The organism is Vibrio sp. 2CM40D (assembly GCF_023161825.1).
Lineage (GTDB): Bacteria > Pseudomonadota > Gammaproteobacteria > Enterobacterales > Vibrionaceae > Vibrio > Vibrio alginolyticus.
This window is the reverse complement of record NZ_JALNTL010000003.1, coordinates 595164-613966: the sequence shown is the minus strand read 5'-3', so window position 1 is coordinate 613966 and position 18803 is coordinate 595164. Positions and strand designations below refer to the sequence as shown.

Annotated in this window: 1 protein-coding gene; it reads right to left on the bottom strand. The window is 47.1% G+C overall.

Annotated elements, in window-relative coordinates:
* Positions 1 to 22: 22 nt before the first annotated feature.
* Positions 23 to 18643: a retention module-containing protein gene (locus tag MTF70_RS09190; protein ID WP_248393942.1), complete on the bottom strand. Its 18621-nt coding sequence runs from the start codon at positions 18641 to 18643 to the stop codon at positions 23 to 25.
* Between the last annotated feature and the right edge of the window lie 160 nt (positions 18644 to 18803).

Here is an 18803-nt window from a genome sequence, read left to right as displayed (position 1 = left end):
CATTTTTGTGTTGTATACAGGTTTATCCGTTATCAATAACACCGTTGTTGAGCAATGACTCTACAATCTCGTTGGAGCTAAGACCGTTGAAGTCGATTGAAGTACCTAAGTTTTCCACGACAATAGTCTGTTGAACATTTGCATCCGTCGTAATGTTCAGAGAAACACTTTCCGTCGATGCATCGTAGTCTGCCGAAATGTGACCAAGCAGATCATCCATGTCGATCATTGAGTTATTGAGATCAGAGATAACTTCACGTAAATCGATACTGTCTTCGTTAACAGTGAAGTCAGTAATGGTATCCACTGCCCCTTCATCAACGGAATCTACCGTCCACTTGAAGATATCGCTGCCGTCTCCACCCGTTAAGATATCTGAACCTAAGCCACCGATAAGCACGTCATCACCATCACCACCCAGAATAACGTCGTCACCGTCTCCACCAATCAAGTTGATACCTGTGTCTCCGCCGACTAAATAGCTGTCTTCCACTGCGGTTGACTGGTCAATATCGTCGCTATCACTACTCACATCCAAACTAATTTGGACAGGTGAAGACTGCGCTTCATCGCCATTAGATTCCGTTGATATCGCCGTAAGCGAAATATCGTAAGAACCGACATCAATACCACTGTTAGTATCTGTTGCGACAATTTCTAGCGTATCAATTTCATCGCTTGGTACTGTCCAAGTGGTACCATCGAAGCTAATACCTGATGGAGAAACGCCACTTGTTACCTCAGCACTAGCTGGTACGCCCGTTAGCTCCAAAGACAGCACCTCGTCAATATCAGTAAGCGCCGCCATGATTCCGACAATCGCTAAACCTTGACTGCTCGCGGTTTGGCTAGTCGCAATTTGACGAATGTAATTAAACTGAGGATTGATACTCAATGTAGGTGCATCAGCTACAGGTGTCACATTGATAGTGAAGTCTTGATTCGCTTCCAATGCGGTACCCGATGCATTTTCGAAGTACACGCCGTTGTCTTCGACTTTCACCGATAAAGTGATTGAAGCTGCGTTGACATCTCCTGCATCCACAAATACACCCTCAGAAGCGTCTGTTGCTCCAAGAACGGAGTTAATATTATCTGGTGTGCCCATTAGGGTTATTTCACCAGCCATCCCCGCCCCAACAGTCACACCACTACCTGTTGGCGGCTCGACACGAAGGTCGCCCTCGGTAACTGTAAGAGTCACGGTCATGATTTCATTCGCCTGTGCACCAGTGAAGTCGATGTCACTTACACTAATACCCGTTATTTTCTGGCCATCGGCTTCGTTGATCGTATCCGTTACCGACGTTGCAGTGATTTCAGGTGCGTCATTGGTCGCTTCAACATTCAACACTGCTGTGCCCGCGATTGTAATTGGGTCTGGAGCGCCGTTAGTGGTTCCATCATCTGTGATTTCATAAGTGAAATCAACGTCACCAAAGAAATCTGCTGCGGGTTCAAACGTCCACTCTGTCGCACTCACTTGAGTCAACGTGCCGGAAGTTGGGTCCACTAACGCAACATTATCGACGGTCAAGTTGTCTGACTCAGGATCACTTGCGTTGCTCAGCAACTCAGTAGCCGTAATAGTTACCGAACCACCATCTTCTTCGGTACTACTCAACGTTACCTCTGATGTTACCGGTGCATCGTTCACCTCAGTGACTTCGAAGGTCGCCGTTCCTGACACCGTTTGAGGATCTGAAACACCGTTCGTTGTACCGTTGTCGGTAATGTCGTAGGTCAGATCGACCTTGCCGTTGTAGCCAGGCGCAGGAGTAAATGACCATGTACCTGTTACGTTGTCGAAATCCAATGTGCCGCTGCTTGGATCAACCAACTGGACATTGCTCACCATCAAGGTGTCGTTTTCAATATCAGACGCATTCGCCAACAAATCAGCTTGGGTAATATCAACCGCCGTACTGTCTTCTGCGATATCAGAAAGTGTCACTTCAGACGTCGTTGGAGCATCATTGACTTCCGTTACGTTGAACGATGCGCTGCCGTTAACCGATTTAGGATCGGATGCACCATTTGTCGTGCCATCATCTGTAATGGTGTACGTGATTTCAACTGGACCGTTGTAATCTGGTGCTGGGGTAAATTCCCACTCTCCCGTGCCACTGTTGAAAGTAATGCTGCCCGAATTCGGATCCGTTAACTGAACATTGCTAACCGTGAGATTATCGTTCTCTACGTCTGTCGCATTCGCAATAAGATCCGCTTCAGAGATGGAGAACACACCACTGTCTTCTTCAATATCCGGTAGCGTCACTGGCGTAGTTTCTGGGGTATCATTCACCGCTGTTACTTCAATATTGAAGCTGCTGCTGTTGGTATTTAGGGTGTCATCTACCCCACCAATTACGATACCTTCATTACCTTGGTCATCGACTGTCACGTCCACCTGAACGTCACCAAAGAAGTTCAGGTCTGGATTAAACTCAATCAGACCGTCTGCAATGGCATTGTTTAGATCGGCCACTGTGCCTTTCAGTTCAACGGAGTCCGTACCATCACCGCTCACGGTTAGGTTGTAAGTAGTGATGAGCGTTGGATTAAGCTCCAAGATACCGCTGTCGACGTTCACATTGAGTACATATTCAGCATTCGGATCATCGAGTACGGCATCAATATCGGTAATGCTGAAACCATCAAGCAGCATTGGCGTATCTTCTGGTGTTTCCACATCCACGGTATTGACGAACTCTGGACGATCGTTCACTGCTTCAACATCAACAGTGACATCAAACTCCTCTGCGGAGCCCAAGCTTTGACTGCCATCGAGCCCAGTATCAACGGCTTGCACTTTGAAATGCAGCGAACCATCCCATGAGTTATCGTTGCGATCCCCAGAATTAAACACCACTTGATCCAAGTCTTTAGCATTGATTTCTAAGACAAAAATGCCGCCGCCTTGGTCAGTAAACACTGTCCCATCAGGTAATGAAACACTCGCCCCATCAGGGACATTGGAGACCTCAACTCTCAGCGTCTCTGGATCATTTTCCTGGTAGTTTGCACCATCTCCGATGGACTCTTTGTTATCAACCACTAACGCATTTACATTAATAACAATGTCTTCGCCCTCATTACCTGCAGCCGAAGTATCGGGATTCACATCAACATCATCACCAATAGGATTGACAATAAGCGTAAAGTTGTTGTTTCGTTCCGTTGGAACTTGTAGCAACTCCTCTTGAATGAAGACCGTAATACCTATCTCAGCCTCGCCACTAAAGTGTTTTGGCGGTTTAATTTGGATGTCACTCAGGTCAATGGACGTCTGAGTGAGATCTTTTAGTTGAATACTCCATTCGCCCCCACCGTTGTTCTTAACAACATAATCAGAGGAATTGGATTTAACGATAAAGTCATCAGGAAGCCCCGTTAACTTGAGTGAAACGAAACTCTCAGAACCGTCATTATCGTTCAGGCTGATCGAAACACCAGAGCCCGATTGATTCAGCGAAATTAAAGTATCTTCGTCACCAATCACCGTGATTGGCTGCGTCGGATCGGCACCTGTAATGGTAATGTCATCAACGACTGGCGTAACTTCAAATGTGACATCGTCAGTGAAGGTTCTCACATCTATATTATCGCCAGAGTTATTCAAGATAGACTGATCAAACACAGCTTCATCAGTAATTTCTCCCTCGATATTAATCTTGACGGTATTTTGGCCACCACCTACGGGGTAATTTTCTTTTGGCTTAAACAGAACATTGTCAAGCGCACCAGCTAAAATCTCAGCTTCATTAAACTCAATACTGGTTCCTAAGCTGTTACCATTGGCATCAACAAACTCACCTAATGTTGTGTCATCAAGCTCTAGCTTGATGTTCGTTAGTGTTTCTCGACCACCTTGAGTGTTGTTAAATTGATCGGCAAAATCAACACTCAAGTTAAGTTGGATTAAGCCATCTTCGTAACCAACACCATCCGCCGTGGGAACGTCGTTATTTAGATCAGTCACAGGTTGTTTGTTTGCATCCAAGCCGAAAGTACCGACGATATCTACTCTTACATTTGGTGTGACATCGCTATCCAACGGCTGATCCCCGGCTGAACTCGGAACGTCTGCAACCGGTAAAACCTGAACTGGAAACTGGACATTATTTTCTTTTTCATCACCGGACTCAGTGTCTTTAGTGACAAACCGAATTGGCAATTCGAAATCACCTGCGTAATCTTCTGCCAAGTGCATCGTCAAACCATCAAGGCCAGTAATATTTCCACTCGCATCGATATGGGCTTGGAACACGTATTTACCATTGACAAAATCAACATCCGTCCCCGTGATCACCAAACCAGGAGGAATGCCAGGAGCTGTCGGGTCGACGATAATAGTCAAGACATCCTCCACACCATCTGCATTAATCGCATCGACTTTCGACGTCAACTGAGCACCAAGGTTAATAGAATTGTCTTCCAACGCTTGAATTTGAACATCATCAGCCACCTGAATCTCTGCCGCTACACTCATTTTCGGTGTGAGGACGGTTGGAAACTCTAGTGTCACATCCGTTTGACGCACGACCGTCGCATCTTTTTCGTTGCCCAAATCTTCGCCCAAATCATTCACTTCTGCGTAAATGGTTAAGCCAATTTGAGAGAGACCACCGTTATCGCCATCGTCGCTGTCATCGTTTGGTGTTAAATCAAGTCCAGACGGCGCTTTAATTGAGAAGTTGTCTTCATTAGTTACTGTCCAACGACCTCCACCTTCATTTAGTGCACCGACGATAACCAATTGGTTGAGGATCTCAGGGTCCACATTGTGAAATTGAACAACAAGTTGAGTCACCACTTCATCTGAAGACGCATCAAACTCTTGGTATTTAATGATATGAGCGCCAGATTCGCCCCCCATAGAAGTGTTGATCGTAAAGTCAATGTTACCTTGATCGTCTGACTTCACGATATCGGTAGCACCACCACCACTTTCAGTGACAAGCAGACGGGTTTGGTCGTCTATTGCCCCCGTCTTATCCTCTGGCTCAACGATTGGATTAACTTGGACATTCACCGTACCATTGATGGTTTTCTCAGCGATACCTTCACCGGGATTCGAAGCGTCAACATATTCATGGTCAATCTCTTTCACAGTGACGGTTGTGGTCAAGTCAAAGTCAGTACTTGAATCCTGCTCCAACTGAACTTGAACATAGCCACTTTGAGAGATTTTAGCGGAAAAATCTTGTTCTGATTCACCGGCTTGCGGTGAAAGCGTTAGTGTTCCAGAAACAAGCGTTTGTGCCACACCATCTACATAGACCGTGCTGCCTGGAGGAAATCCAGAGATGGTTACATCACTAAAGAATTCATCGGTATCAGGGCTTTGTACGAGCGTCGGTTTCCAATCGATGTCAAAGCGCGTATCTTCATCTCCCTCCGATCGGACAACGTAGTTATCTTGAGCGTCAATAACGGGTTCGACCTTGATCCTTACCTCTCTTTCAATCACACGACTATGACCATCATTCTCGGTAACAATGATCGTCCCTGTAATCGCAATGTTTTCAGTTGAAGAGGCTTCCGGAATAATTTGAATACCGGAATTAAAATTCAGCCCAGTGATGTTTGCTTCGTAAATCGGTTGACCGTTACCATCATAGCCAACAAAGGTGAGGTCAACGCTTGAACCGTCTGAATCTACGACACGAACACCGTCGGGGATGTTGGACAGGATAACAGTAATGGCTTCTGAATCATCCTGTGGTCTATCGGCAACTTCACCTGATACAACCGAGAAGTTGAGGTTTACAACACCATTCTCTTCAATAGTCGTCTCTATCCCGGCCACATCTCCGTCTACGAATCGGTTCCAAACGTTCCCCGCGTCAATTAATACCGTGTCTGGTATGTCAGCAACACCTTTTACACCAACGATGACGGTCTTACTGCCCAGTGACAACACATCTTCTGTCGTACCGGTAGACAATGATGCTGTGTCTTTCACAATTCCTTCGACATTGAAAGTAAAGTCATCATTGCTGTGCAAAGGAGGAAGAACTTCGACGTTCGCTAATTCAGACTCTGGCACTTCGTAATAAAGTACATTGCCGCCTGAATCGGTCACTTCTACTATCTGACTTGGGTTTGCTGAGTCCAGCCACACCAAAGTAACCCCATCAATTGAGAAGTTAGAAATGCGCACAAATAACGCTTCAGAACCATCTAAGTCCGCTGATGGTTTCATGGTGATCACTTCACTTAATTGGAGTGGGTCGTGATCAGTGACAGGGTCTACCGTATTTTGAGTTCGAGCATTATCCTCAAACACATTAATTCGGTTTACAGTAAAACTACCTTTATCCGCAACTGGGTTTACATCAATAATGATGGTTTCGGTTTCTGAGCGAGCGGTATCTTTCCCAAGCAGTGGATTGTTGTTTTCCGTCGTAATAGCGGTGACATCAATTCTGATTTCGCCCGAGAAGTTATCTATCGGATCAACTTGAACTTCATCAATTCGGCTTGCATCCACCAGATAAACACCACCGGATTTTGGTATCGCACTACCATCTGAATAGACTAACTCTGCGTTACCTTCTCCTTGTGTAAAGACAAGCTCGTACACAATGCCTTCTGGGTTACTAGTGTCTTGGGTTTCAGCCGTGATGTTAAGTGCGACATTGTTTCCATCTTCATCAACCGAGTAGTTAAATTCGCTGCTTGCCGTCCACGTTGCAATATCTGCGACGGCAGCAACTTCAATGTCTAAACGACCATTAATCGTATGATCTGGCGTACCATTGTTAAGAATTTCCACGCGGATACGAGGATCGATACCAGAAGCATCGGTTGATGTATGACGATCTGGTACGAAGTACAAGTTATCTAACGAGACAAGCTCACCATTGAATGACTGCTCAACATTTGATGCGTCGAGAACAACCGTATTGCCCACAGATGTTAATTCAATGTAGTTGCCACTGCCGTCTCTGTAGTAGAACGTACCGTTGTGAGTATCAGCATCTCGAATAGTGATGTCACCTAAGCTCTCGTTACGGTCGATATCGTGTAAATTGATAACCAAGTCGACTTTCGCAGGGCTAACATCCAGCGTCGACAAGTTGTCCTGAGTATTTGCAGAGTCAACGCCCACAACGACACCATCACGCCCTTGGTCTTCGAACGCAGTAACGGTAGACGTGTCAATTTGCGCATTGCGGTCTCTTATCGAGATATCCACATCGGCATCTGCGATATCGCCATCACCATCGGTTGCAACAACGTTGATGGTGAAATCAATCGAGTCGGTTTCGGTATGGTCAAGGTCGTCATTCGGACGGAATGACACACTGCCATCGGTTCGAACAACCAAACGACCGATTTCAGTATCCACTCCGTCAAGAACCTTGTGAACAAATACGACTTGGTCGCTGCCGTTCAAATCGACAGAATCAGAATCAACACCATTTTGCTTAAAGTAAATGCCTGAATCATCAGCCGAGAATGAAGTCACTTGTGCGCCGTCAGCACCAAGGTCATCATCCCCCTCTACAGGGTCTCGGAATAAACGAACCGTGCGGCTGCCTTGCCCCTCAACACGCGAAATAGATGCATCGTGCAAGGTTGGAACATCATCGGTAATCGTCACTGGTAAGTTAATACCTGCCGTATCACCATCGACATCGGTCGCAAAGACTGGGAGATCAAGTATGAGTGTATCTTCGCCTTGAGTTGAGTGATCTAGCGCACCCTCAAGCGTAAACTTGTAAGAGCCGTCAGCGTTCAAAACTAGTGTGAACACTGAGTTACCATCAGGTGTTTGACCTTGATAAGTAAAGTTGTTGTTGCTTACCGCGGTTTGAACTAACGTCACCGCAAAACCACCTGAAGTTACTCCTGGTATCGGGTTAGAAGTAAGATCCAGCTGATAAGAGACAACGGTATCTGCCCCTTCCACCGTATCGAAATTGCCCGTTGCTTCTAGGCTGTCTTTGTTGGTTGCCTGAGAGCCGTTGGCAAGGTCATCCTCATCAACAGCCAAAGCATCTGCTGATTTAATTTCGGGAATGTCATCAACTACGGTAATTGGAAGATTCAGTGATGATGACGTGTCACCATCAAAGTCTGTTACTGTAATTGGAATATCAATGACAAGGTTGTTTTCACCTTGAACAGCGTCATGGTCGATTGGTCCCAACAGCTCAAATTGGTAGCTGTCATTATTCGCATCAAGAGACAGCGTGAAGATCTTAGTTGATGTGCCAGTAATAACCGCTTCGTAACTGGTTACTCCACCATTCGTGCTTACTAGATTCAACTCGATGCTGCTGCCGTTCGACGTTAAACCAGACACGACTGCATCGAGGTCTGAAACTTGGTAGCTGACAATCTTGTCTGCACCAGCAACGACCTCAAATCCGCCGTTCAATACCGTTGAATCACTACTTGTCGTGTCAGAGCCACCGGAAAGATCATCTTCATCAACGGTTTGTTGGCTAGAATCTGTCACTTTCACAATAGCTGGGACATCGTCCACCACGGTGATCGGCAAGGTGATGTTATTGGACACATCGCCATCAAAATCAGTCGCGTTGACTGGGAAGTTAATGACCAACGAGTTTTCATCGTTACCCGCAGGATGATCAAGTGCACCCAACAGTTCAAATTCATAACTGTCTGCTGAACCATTTAGCGTCAGTTTAAAGACGGTGTCCGTCGTACCTTGTACATAAGCTCGGTACTCAATCACACCGTTTGAATTTGAAAACTCAACCAACTCAAGCGGTTGACCACCTGAGGTAAGGCCAGAAACAGGCGATGTTAAACTATCCAACTGGAAGCTAACGATAGAGTCGGCACCATCAGTAACGTCAAAGTTGCCACCAATGATATTGGATTCTGGCGTGTCGTCCGAACCTTGGCTTGGAATATCATCCTCATCCACAGACAAGGTACTACCAGAGCTAATAGCATCAATGGTTGGTTTGTCATCTACGATCGTAACTGGCAAGGTCGCAGTGATGGTATCGTTGTCGCCATCCGTGATCTTCACAGGTAGATTCAACAAAATCTCATCAGAGTTAACCGCGTGATCTAACTGACCAGATAACTCAAAGTCGTATTTACCATCTTGATGAAGTGTCAACGTGAAGACCGTCACTCCACCCGGTGTTTGTCCCACGTAAACAAGCGCGTCAGCAGTTGAAGCGCCAACGTCTTGAGAAAGTGTTACCTCTTCTCCACCCGATTTCAGATTCGGGATAGGATTTGAGCTTAGATCCAATTCGAAAGCATCAATACCATCTGCGCTAGTGACTTCGAACTCACCTGATACCGTTAATGGCTCTTTCGTTCCATCAGAACCAAGAGGTAAGTCATCTTCGTCGACACGTAGACTTTCAATATTGGTAACAACTGGAACATCGTCCACAACGGTAATTGGCAATGTGAAGGCTGGTGAAGTATCACCATCATTATCTGTCGCCGTCACAGGGAGGTTAATAACAATCTCGTTTTGCTGATTACCATCGGGATGATCAAGCGGCTTCTGTAAATCGAACTCGTAGGTGTTGTTCGTTGCATCCAACGTCAGTTCGAACACCACTTCAGCAGGATTGCCTGCGACACCTTGGTATACGTTCACGCCGTTTGCGCTAGAAGACAGAACTAAGGTGATAGCTTCACCATCTGAAGTCAGTGACGCAACAGGCGTGGTCAGGTCACTCAGCTGAATAGAAGCAACTTGGTCAGCACCTTCGGTGATATCAAAAGTACCTGAAATAACAGTATCTTCTGCACTTGCAGCATCCGTACCTGCTGGTAGGTCATCTTCATCAACGGTTTGTTCGCTGCCTGCTAGTAAACCGTCAATGGTCGGAACATCATCCACAACCGTAATTGGTAAGGTGATGTTGTTCGACACGTCTCCATCAAAGTCAGTCGCGTTTATCGGTAAATTGATGACCAGTTCATTTTGGCCATCAGCATTTGGATGATCGAGAGGAGCAAGCAAATCGAACGTGTAGCTATCATCAGAAGCATCGAGAGTCACACGGAATACTGGTGTCGTCGTGCCATCAATACGAGCTTCGTAAACTGAAACGCCACCTGCGTTTGATACTTCAACCATAACCAGAGATTGACCACCAGAGGTCAGGCCTTGTACTGGCGTGGTTAGGTCAGAAACGCTGTACTCCACAATGCCATCAGAGCCATCAGTCGCGATGAAGTTACCTGCAATGCTGTTCGACTGCGTACCATCAGATCCGACTGTTGGGATATCGTCCTCGTCAACCGTTTGCACACTTGTTGCTTCGATGCCACCAAGTGTCGGTTTGTCATCAACGATCTTGACAGGAATTGTCTCAGCAGACGTGTCGCCATCAAAGTCGGTTGCGATGATTGGGAAGTTCAGTGTCAGCTCGTCACTATCTACCGCGTGGTCGATTGGACCTTCTAGCGTGAAGTTATAAGAGCCATCGGTATTCACTGTCAGCGTAAAGACCGCTTCAGTCCCCGCTGCCGCTTGGTAAGTAAAGCTACCATCGCCGTTTGCGGTTTCCGTCAGTGTGACTGCCACGCCTTGTGATGTGAGTCCAGCTACAGGTGTTGCAGAAGCATCGAGCTGATAGCTCACCACTCGGTCCGAGCCTTGTGTGGTGGTAAAGTTACCATCGATTGAAATCGGGTCAGTTTGGTCTGAGCCAATCGTACTTAAGTCATCTTCATCAACGGTAATTGCATCGACATCAGTAATGGTCGGTTTATCATCCACGATGGTGACTGGGATCGTTTCTGTGGTGGTATCACCATCAAAATCCGTTGCGATGATTGGGAAGTTCAGCGTCAGCTCATCACTGTCTACCGCATGGTCGATTGGCCCTTGCAGCGTGAAGTTGTATGAGCCATCCGTGTTTACTGTTAGCGTAAATACGGCTTCAGTTCCTGCTGTCGCTTCATAAGTGTAGCTACCGTCGCCGTTTGCGGTTTCAGTCAGCGTGACGGCCACACCTTGTGATGTTAGACCGTCAACAGGCGTTGCAGCAGCATCCAATTGGTAGCTTACTACCCCATCAGAGCCTTGCGTTGTAGTGAAGTTGCCATCGATTGAAATTGGATCTGAGCCGTCGGAGCCAATCGTCGCTAAGTCATCTTCATCCACGCGGATTGCGTCTACGTCAGTGATGGTTGGTTTATCATCAACGATGGTGACAGGTAACGTCTTCGATGAGGTGTCGCCATCAAAGTCTGTTGCGATAATCGGGAAGTCGATTTGCAGACTGTCGCTATTCACCGCATGGTCTAGTGGGCCCTGCAGAGTAAAGGTGTAGCTGCCATCTGGCTTCACCACCAGTTCAAATACGGCATTGCCATCTGCTGTGGCAGTGTAAGTAAAGCTGCCATCACCATTTGTTGTCTCAGCAAGTACGACAGGCTCACCATGAGAGGTTAACCCTGCTACTGGATCTGCTGTTGCATCAAGCTGGTATTTAACAACGCTGTCCGAGCCTTCAGTTGTGCTGAAAGACCCCGACATAAACGCATCATCGTTTTGGTCTGAGCCAATTGAAGCGAGATCATCTTCGTCCACCGTGAGTGGAACAACGTTGTCAATGGTTGGAACGTCATCAGTAATCGTAACTGGAATGGTCGCGGTCGTCGTATCGCCATCAAAGTCTGTTGCAATGATTGGGAAGTTCAGTACTAGCTCATCGTTGTTTAACGCGTGATCGATTGGCCCTTCTAGACGGAAGTTGTATGTGCCGTCTGCATTCACATTCATGGTGAAAACCGGATTGCCATCCGCGGTAGCCACGTAAGTGAAGCTGCCATCGGCATTCGCAGTCTCTACCAAAGTAACAGGCTCACCTTGAGAAGTTAAACCTGAAACAGGATCAGCCGTTGAATCAAGTTGGTAGCTCACCACACGGTCTGAACCTTGAGTGGTCGTGAACGCGCCTTCAACATAAACAGCGTCAGTTTGGTCTGAGCCAATACCTGATAAATCATCTTCGTCTACTGCAAGAGGCACAACATTATCTATGATTGGTGCATCATCCGTGATCGTGACTGGAATGGTTGCCGAAGTCGTATCACCATCAAAATCGGTGGCAATAATTGGGAAATCAATCGTCAGGCTGTCGCTGTTAGCTGCATGGTCAATCGGACCTTGCAGCGTAAAGTCGTACGTACCATCTGTTGCGACATTCAACGTGAAGACAGGATTGCCGTCAGCGGTCGCAACATAAGTAAAGCTGCCGTCGCCATTCGCGGTTTCCACCAAGGTAATCGCCTCACCTTGAGACGTTAGCCCCGCAACAGGATCAGCCGTTGAATCCAGTTGATAGCTCACCACTCGGTCAGAGCCTTGAGTGGTCGTAAACGCGCCTTCAACGAACAGATCGCCGCCAGGGTCGGAACCCACACCGCTAAGGTCGTCTTCATCGACACTTAACGCATCCACCGCTGTGATGGTCGGTACATCATCAACAATCGTGACTGGAATGGTTTCAGTGACAGTGTCGCCATCAAAGTCGGTTGCGATAATTGGGAAGTTTAGTGTCAACTCGTCACTATCAACCGCGTGATCAATCGGCCCTTCTAGCGTGAAGTTATAAGAGCCATCAGTATTCACAGTCAGCGTAAAGACCGCTTCAGAGCCCGCTGTTGCTTCGTAGGTAAAACTGCCATCACCATTTGCAGTTTCTGTTAGCGTGACAGCCACACCTTGCGAGGTTAAACCGTCAACTGGTGTTGATGTGCCATCGAGTTGGTAGCTCACCACTCGGTCTGAACCTTGCGTGGTGGTGAAGTTACCATCAATAGAAATCGGGTTGCTTTGGTCTGAGCCAATTGACGCTAGATCATCTTCATCAACCGTAATGGAATCCACGTCAGTAATAACTGGCTTATCGTCTACGATCGTCACTGGGATAGTGGCATTTGTGGTGTCGCCATCAAAGTCGGTCGCGATGATTGGGAAGTTCAGTATCAACTCATCACTATCTACTGCGTGGTCGATTGGACCTTCAAGCGTGAAGTTATAGCTACCATCAGTATTCACTGTCAGCGTAAAGACCGCTTCAGTACCCGCTGTCGCCTCGTAAGTAAAGCTGCCATCACCGTTTGCGGTTTCAGTCAGCGTGACGGCCACGCCTTGTGATGTAAGGCCGTCAACTGGTGTTGCAGAAGCATCAAGCTGATAGCTCACCACTCGGTCCGAGCCTTGTGTGGTGGTGAAGTTGCCATCGATTGAAATCGGGTCAGTTTGATCTGAGCCAATCGTGCCTAAATCATCTTCATCAACGGTAATCGCATCGACATCGGTAATGGTCGGCTTATCATCCACGATGGTGACTGGGATCGTTTCTGTGGTGGTATCACCATCAAAATCCGTCGCGATGATTGGGAAGTTCAGTGTCAGCTCATCACTGTCTGTCGCATGGTCAATTGGCCCCTGAAGCGTGAAGTTGTATGAACCATCCGTATTCACGGTCAGCGTAAATACGGCTTCAGTTCCTGCTGTCGCTTCATAAGTGTAGCTACCGTCGCCGTTTGCAGTTTCCGTCAGCGTCACTGCCACACCTTGCGATGTTAGGCCATCAACTGGCGTTGCAGCAGTATCTAATTGGTAGCTTACTACCCCATCAGAACCTTGCGTTGTAGTGAAGTTGCCATCGATTGAAATTGGATCTGAGCCGTCAGAGCCAATCGTCGCTAGGTCATCTTCATCCACACGGATTGCGTCTACGTCAGTGATGGTTGGTTTATCATCAACGATAGTGACAGGTAACGTCTCCGATGAGGTGTCGCCATCAAAGTCTGTTGCGATAATCGGGAAGTCGATTTGCAGACTGTCGCTATTCACCGCATGGTCTAGTGGACCTTGCAGTGTAAAGTTGTAGCTGCCATCTGGCTTCACAATCAATTCAAATACGGCATTGCCATCTGCCGTGGCTGTGTAAGTAAAGCTGCCATCACCATTTGCTGTCTCAGCAAGCACGACAGGCTCACCATGAGAGGTCAACCCTGCTACTGGATCTGCCGTTGCATCAAGCTGGTATTTAACAACGCTGTCTGAGCCTTCAGTTGTGCTGAAAGAGCCCGACATAAACGCATCATCGTTTTGGTCTGAGCCAATTGTAGCGAGATCATCTTCGTCTACTGTCAGTGGAACAACGTTATTAATGGTTGGAACGTCATCAGTAATCGTGACTGGAATGGTCGCGGTCGTCGTATCGCCATCAAAGTCTGTTGCAATGATTGGGAAGTTCAGTACTAGCTCATCGCTGTTTAACGCGTGATCGATTGGCCCTTCCAGACGGAAGTCATATGTACCGTCTGCATTCACGTTCATGGTGAAAACCGGATTGCCATCCGCGGTAGCCACGTAAGTAAAGCTGCCATCAGCATTCGCAGTCTCTACCAGAGTAACTGGCTCACCTTGGGAGGTTAGCCCCGAAACAGGATCAGAAGTTGAATCAAGTTGGTAGCTCACCACACGGTCTGAACCTTGGGTAGTGGTGAACGCGCCTTCAACAAACACAGCGTCAGTTTGGTCTGAGCCAATACCTGATAAATCATCTTCGTCTACAGCCAGAGGCAAAACATTATCGATGATTGGTGCATCATCCGTAATCGTGACTGGAATGGTTGCCGAAGTCGTATCACCATCAAAATCGGTGGCAATAATTGGGAAATCAATCGTCAGGCTGTCACTGTTAGCTGCATGGTCAATCGGGCCTTGCAGCGTAAAATCGTAAGTGCCATCTGTTGCTACGTTTAACGTGAATACCGGATTGCCGTCTGCGGTCGCCACATAAGTAAAGCTGCCATCACCGTTGGCGGTTTCCACCAAGGTAATCGCCTCACCTTGAGACGTTAGCCCCGCAACAGGATCAGCCGTTGAATCCAGTTGATAGCTCACCACTCGGTCAGAGCCTTGAATAGTGGTAAACGCGCCTTCAACGAACACAGCGTCAGTTTGGTCTGAGCCCACGCCGCTAAGGTCATCTTCATCGACACTCAACGCATCCACCGCTGTGATGGTCGGTACATCATCAACAATCGTGACTGGAATGGTTTCAGTAACGGTGTCGCCATCGAAGTCGGTTGCGATAATTGGGAAGTTGAGTGTCAGCTCATCACTATCCACCGCGTGATCAATTGGCCCTTCTAGCGTGAAGTTGTAAGAGCCATCAGTATCTACTGTCAGAGTAAATACTGGGTTGCCACCCGCAGTCGCTTCATAAGTGAAACTACCATCACCATTTGCGGTTTCTGTTAGCGTGACCGCTAAACCTTGCGAGGTTAAACCGTCCACTGGTGTTGCTGAAGCATCGAGTTGGTAGCTCACCACTCGGTCAGAGCCTTGTGTGGTAGTAAAGTTGCCATCAATAGAAATTGGATTGCTTTGGTCTGAGCCAATTGACGCTAGATCATCTTCATCAACCGTAATGGTGTCGACGTCGGTAATAACAGGCTTATCGTCCACGATTGTCACTGGGATAGTGGCATTTGTGGTGTCGCCATCAAAGTCTGTTGCGATGATTGGGAAGTTGAGTGTCAGCTCATCGCTATCTACCGCGTGGTCGATTGGACCTTCAAGCGTGAAGTTATAGCTACCATCAGTATTCACCGTCAGCGTAAAGACCGCTTCACTACCCGCTGTCGCCTCGTAAGTAAAGCTGCCATCAGCGTTTGCGGTTTCAGTCAGCGTAACTGCCACGCCTTGTGATGTAAGGCCGTCAACTGGTGTTGCAGAAGCATCAAGCTGATAACTTACCACTCGGTCAGAGCCTTGTGTGGTGGTGAAGCTACCATCAATAGAAATCGGGTCAGTCTGGTCCGAACCAATCGTGCCTAAATCATCTTCATCAACAGTAATCGCATCAACATCGGTAATAGTTGGCTTATCATCCACGATGGTAACAGGCAATACGATTTGGCTTGTGTCACCATCGAAGTCTGTAGCAATAACGCTAAAATCAAGGGTTAAGCTGTCGCTATTTGCCGCATGGTCAATTGGACCTTGCAGCTCAAAACTGTACGAGCCGTCGGTATTCAAAATTAATGTGAAAACTGCACTGCCATTTGCCGTTGCGCTGTAGGTGTAACTGCCATCTGCATTTTGCGTTTCGGCAATGGAAACGGTTTGACCTTGAGATTGCAGGCCATTTAAAGAATCAGCGTTTACATCCAACTGATACTGTACGACGCCATCAGAACCTTGAGTTGTCGTAAACTGACCTTCGACCAGCGTTGACTGTGATTGGTCAGAGCCTACCAAACTTAAGTCATCTTCATCGACGGTAAGAGCGACAACGTCATTAATGGTTGGCACATCATCGGCAATGGTTACCGGTAGAACAAGTGAACTGGTGTCACCGTCAAAGTCCGTTGCGACAATAGTGAAGTCTAGAGTTAAGCTATCGCTACCCACAGCATGATCGATTGGACCTTCAAGGGTAAATGAATAAGAACCGTCAGGGTTCACTTGTAAGGTGAAGATAGCGTCCCCTTCTGCCGTTGCAGAATAGGTAAAGCTGCCATCTGAATTGGTTGTTTCCGTCAGAGAGATAGATCGCCCCTGCGATTCCAACCCATTGAGTGGATCAGTGCCGCTCTCTAATTGATAACTTACAACACGGTCTGAGCCCTGAGTCGTCGTGAAGCTACCTTGCGCGAACACAGAGTCGCTTTGATCGGAGCCAATGCTTGATAAATCGTCTTCATCGACGGCTAGCGCATCAACGCCATCAATCGAAGGAACGTCATCTTGAACTTGAATGACAATTTGCGCAGCTTCTGGTGTGTTCGAACCTTCGGTAATAGAGGAGCGGTCACCATCCGCATCTACCGCGTAAACTGGCAGTGAGAAAGTGAGCGAGTCATCGTTAGCACCCGTATGGTCAAGTTGTTCATACAAGTTGAATTGGTATTCGCCCAATGCAGGTGCATCAATCGCCACATCAAATACGGTAATACGCACACCATCCAGCTCGATGAAGCCTTCGTAAGTACGTACGCCGTTACTCTCGGACGCTAGTTCTAGTTGAACAACCTGCCCTTGAGATTGGAGTTCTCCACCAACATTGAACTCTGTAGGTTCCAACTCATAGTGATCAATGATGTCACTTCCGACCGCTGTCGTGATCGACCCAGTACCACTTGTTACTGCCGCGCCTTCCTGTGAACCTTGGTCAACCCCCGCCTCATCTAAAGACAAGCCCGTCACGTTCTCAATCACTGGGTTATCGCCATCGAGGATGGTCATCGTAAAGGTGTTGCTTGCCGTATCTTGGTCATAGTCGACGATTGTGGTTGGTAAAGAGAGCTCAATCGTATCTTCACCGTTTGTTTGTTCTAACGGCTTAAATTGCTCAAATTGGTAGGTACCATCAGTATTCAGACTGATGGTTAAGACGGTTTCATTCGAGCCAGCAATGGACAAGGTGATAGTACTGCCGTCTTCAGAGAGTACCGCTTCTGTCGCCTGAATATCACTCAGTAGGCCATCGAACTGACTAAGTCCTTCTTGATTAAACGTGACCGTTGCCAATTGATCACTACCAATATCAACAAAGGTGCCAGTAATTGGTGTAGAAGAAGATTCAACGTTTTCAAAAGTAACGTTTTGCGGCGCAGGATCATCGCCATCAATAACGGTTGTCGTAAAATCGATAGGCGCTTGAATGCTGTTACCACCAATATCTGCACCTGTAATATCAAAAGCAATATTGATTTGATCACCGACGATCGATACTTGGCCATCAGCAACAGACGCAACATGGTCAACGCCCTGGCTAATCGTGGTAACGACTTCTAACTCTAAATCACGGCCTACAGATGTCGCTTCGATCTCGATACGAAGCACTTCGTTACCTTCTTGAGTACCGATAATGGCATTTTGCGCTTCGTCATAAACGAACGCCACTGGCTGACCACCAGAGGTAATATCACTGTTAAGCTCAGTCAACAAAGACTCTAAAGAAGACGTTTCGGGTACAAATGAAGCAGTATCAAGTGCGAGATCCCCTGCTTCAACCAGCACACTAGACGAAATGGTTTGCGGGTAGCTTGATAGAGAAATTGAGCCTTCTGTTACGCTAGATTGCAGTGACTGCCCACCATCAGCAAAAATCGTGACATTCAAACCGTCATCTTCGTCGCGATCATCTTCTCCGCTGCGAGTCGCAGACGTTTCAAAAAAAGTAGAAGCGAGTACTTCCGGGTTATTATATTCAACCGTCACGTAGCCAGCATTAGCCGAGCCTTCAGCACCTGCGCCAGCAGCTGTTGCTTCTAAGATAGCGGTAGGGTCAGCTCCGTCTAAAATAGCTTGCTGGATAGCGGCAATATCGTTGGCGCCGAAGTCAGCACTTCCAATAGCCGTTGGGTCAAAAGTCACCAAGCCATTAACTGGAGATTGTACCAATACTGGTTCTAACGGTTCAGAAGAAGGCACAGGAAGACAAGCAACACAATTTGCATCGACCAGATAAAGCTCATTATTTATCTGTACGTCGAGAGAAGCATTATTTTCTGTGATAATAATCTCGCCAGGTCTTAACTCATCCCCCGCTTTTATGACCTTAACGTTTCCATCCAGGCCCAAAACCAAAACTTCACCTTTGACAGCATTTACAATCGCGCTCTGCGGTACCGTGTGCGTACTCATCTGACCTCCGCTAATGGCTTACGTTTCCCATTAACCTTTTTAGATAATTTCTTATTAATTTAGTGCGGCATACTGCACACCTTTATACGATTAAACTAAGTATTGAATCATTAAACAATCGATAAATACCCTACTACCAAGCAACATAAGTAAAACTTAC